The sequence below is a fragment of the Chitinophagaceae bacterium genome (assembly GCA_007695095.1).
In the GTDB taxonomy this organism is placed as follows: Bacteria; Bacteroidota; Bacteroidia; order Chitinophagales; family REEL01; genus REEL01.
The window spans coordinates 1-3,232 of sequence record REEL01000015.1 but is presented as its reverse complement, the minus strand read 5'-3'; the positions used below and the strand labels follow the sequence as shown (position 1 = coordinate 3,232).

Annotated in this window: 2 protein-coding genes; both read left to right on the top strand. The window is 37.9% G+C overall.

All coding sequences use genetic code 11. The features are described from left to right. Positions 1-586: 586 nt before the first annotated feature. On the top strand, positions 587-952 hold the full coding sequence (locus EA412_00275) for a type II toxin-antitoxin system VapC family toxin (protein ID TVR84600.1): 366 nt from the start codon (positions 587-589) through the stop codon (positions 950-952). 1,050 nt (positions 953-2,002) lie between these two features. Further along, entirely contained in the window at positions 2,003-3,064 is a 1,062-nt protein-coding gene (locus EA412_00270; protein TVR84599.1) for a hypothetical protein, read from the top strand. Positions 3,065-3,232: the final 168 nt, after the last annotated feature.

Sequence of the window (3,232 nt, the reverse complement as noted above, 5' to 3'; positions counted from 1 at the left end):
AGCTTCAAGAGGGGAGCCTTGCGGGCAGGCTTGAAGTGTGACAATCTCCTGATTAGGGGCAGGGGGTTTCAAACAGCTTTCAATAGGCTCTTTCTATTCAGGAGATTATTACACGCGACTTGAGAGCACGTACTAAACCCAATATTTACGGTAGTCGCGCTCATAATGACGGTAATTTTTTAGGTTTTCCCTTTTATGAACGGGCTAATAAAATTGTCAACCTTAAATTTTTGAATTCTTGGAATTTGGTCCCTTGGGTCTTGGTCTCTTGGGTCTTGCGAAGCATATTTTCCATCATAATTTTTCCATTAATCTCTCTTGGGACTTGCGCACTGCAGTCCTCTTTCAATTACCAATATTCTTAATTATAGGAGTATTGCACAATTAAATTTTAATTTTACAGTATATTTACTATTAAATTGTTTGAAAATGACAGTCAAGATAAATAAATCAAATTCTAAAAAAATTGTTCAAATTCTAAAGGAGAAGTTTAGAAATAAGCGCAAAAAAGGAAACTTAAGCAAACATTTTGGAAAATTGAAAAGAAATATAGACGGTTTAAAGTATCAAAATACATTAAGAGAAAATGAAGATTGATTTTATTGCCGACACTAATTTTTTAATCTATATTCATGAAGGAAATGAAGTAGTTGCTTCCTTTTTAGATTTTAATTTTGGGATTTCATTTATATCCGAAGTTGAACTTTTGGGCTTTAAAGGCTTAGTAAAAGAAGATGAAGTAAAGCTTAAAAGTTTAATTAAGGACTGCTTTATTCTTGATTGGAATACTAAAATAAAAGAGAAAACTATTGAACTTAAAAGAAAGTATAATATAAAATTACCGGATGCAATTATTGCTTCAACATGTTTAGTTTACGATATAGCTTTAGTGACAGCAGATAAAGATTTTTCAAAAATAAAAGGATTAGATTTAATTTTGATTGAAATTTAGAGTTGTAAATAGTACAAGGAGCTTTCCCACATTTTCCATTTGCCATCATAATTTTTCCATTTTTCTTGGGTCTTGCTCACCCCCAAGTCCGGAATAAAGGCCGCATTCCTTCTGCAAAACGGCTTCTTTATGGTCTTTAAGCTCAAAGTTTATCCAAAATATAAATACAAAAGCCTGTCGTGCTGTTCTATGGGCCTTGAGGGGTTGTCCAATAAAACAAGAAAACAGGAACGCTTAGAATTTGAGAAGAAAATGGACAGAGAACAGCCTCAAACCCCACCGTCATTGTGAGCTTCAAGAGGGGAGCCTTGCGGGCAGGCTTGAAGTGTGACAATCTCCTGATTAATGGGGAGACTGTCCTCTACACTCAAAGTGACAACCGGGCTTAGAGAACTTCCACTATATTATCCATTGAAACAGTTTATTGATAGGCAGAAAGGTGGCTGAGCGGAGTCGAAGTCAGCGGACTTGAAATTAAGAAAAATCTAACTTAAAAAAGCCTTAGGATATTGAATGCCAGCCGGAGGCTGTTCAATACTTACGCTCGCGAGACGCAGAGCGAAAGCGGTTTTCTCTTTATTAAGTACTGCCTTCGACTCCGCTCAGGCTGCGGCGATGCCAGACGGAGAGAGCTCCCCCCACATTTTCCATTTTCCATTTTCCATCATAATTTTGACATTTCCAGCTCTTTCTATTCAGGAGATTATTACACGCGACTTGAGAGCATGTACTAAACCTAATATTTACCGTAGTCGCGCTCATAATGACGGAAGTTTTTTAGGTTTTTCCTTTTATGAACGGGCTAATAAAATTGTCAACCTTAAATTTTTGAATTCTTGGAATTTGGGCTCTTGGGTCTTGGTCTCTTGGGTCTTCTTTCACTGCCTACTGCCGCTGCCTCCTGCCTACTTTCTCCCTTGGGTCTTAATACACTACCTCCTAACTGCTGATTCATCTAAGCTCGTATGATGAAAAACAAATAGTTAATACATGAGTAATGTATTAAATCATCGAAAATTATATATTTAAACATTACAATAAAACTTGTAAATGTCAAAAACAGCTTTTATCTTACACGCCGAAACTTCAGTAAACTATCCTGATATACTATATTATAAATATAGTTTCAACCTTAACAAATTTATTATTTTAAAATTAGTAGAAATGAAAAAATTACTCTTTGTGTTTGCAAGTACAATTATAGTACTATCAGGCATGTCATTTGAACTCAGTGCGCAAACACCGGGTGTAAGCATTAATGAAACAGGTGCATCACCCGATCCATCAGCCGGATTGGATGTAGACTTTACGGATAAAGGCTTTTTGCCTCCCCGTTTGACTACTGCTCAACGTGATGCCATACAAAACCCGGCAGCGGGCTTGACCATTTACAATACTGATGACAATTGCCTTCAATGGTTTAATGGAAACATATGGTTTGATGGGTGTGGAGGATCTGTACCACCGGCTCCATTTAATTGTGGAACATCTACTGTTGATTTTACCTATAATGGCAATTCCGTAAGTTATGGGACTGTAGAAGGGCAAAACAGCAGTTGCTGGTTAGATCGCAACCTTGGTGCAACTCAAGTTGCCACTTCAAGTACCGATGCAGCTTCTTATGGAGATTTATTCCAGTGGGGAAGAGCCGATGATGGACATCAGGAGAGAACGTCTTCCACTACACCTGACTTAAGCACCACTGACCAACCGCCACATGGGGATTTTATAACAACATCAGCTGCTCCTAATGATTGGCGAAGTGACAATAATAACAATAGGTGGAATGCCGGTACTATAGAAAACAATCCTTGTCCAAGTGGCTGGCGTGTGCCTACTCAGGTTGAATTACAGAACGAAGCTAACAGCTGGAGTCCTAACACGCTTCCAAATACTTTTCCGGCCGATGCTTTTGCCTCCCAGTTAAGATGGCCTGCAACCGGTAATCGTGTCAGTAGTGGTGTAATCAATAATCCCGGAGTTTTTGGTGGATATTGGTCTAGTACAATTAGCGGTACCTCATCAATTCGTATGTTTTTTAGTCAATTTGGGACTACTTTTATAGCTAACAATAGATCGGTTGGATTTGCTGTTCGTTGTGTTAAAATATAAAATTCACAATTTTTATTGAAAGTATTTTATAAGCTTTATGAATTATTTACCCTGTCCCTCTCAAGTTTAGAGAGGGATTTGTGGTTTGTCCTTGAATAAGTTTGACTACTTTATGTCAGAAAATGGACAAAGAACAGCCTCACTCCCCACCGTCATTGTGAGCTTCAA

Excerpts from the sequence above, each read along its gene's own strand:
- EA412_00275 (TVR84600.1), top strand. The coding sequence starts at position 587 with ATGAAGATTGATTTTATTGCCGACACTAATTTTTTAATCTATATTCAT.
- EA412_00270 (TVR84599.1), top strand. The coding sequence starts at position 2,003 with ATGTCAAAAACAGCTTTTATCTTACACGCCGAAACTTCAGTAAACTAT.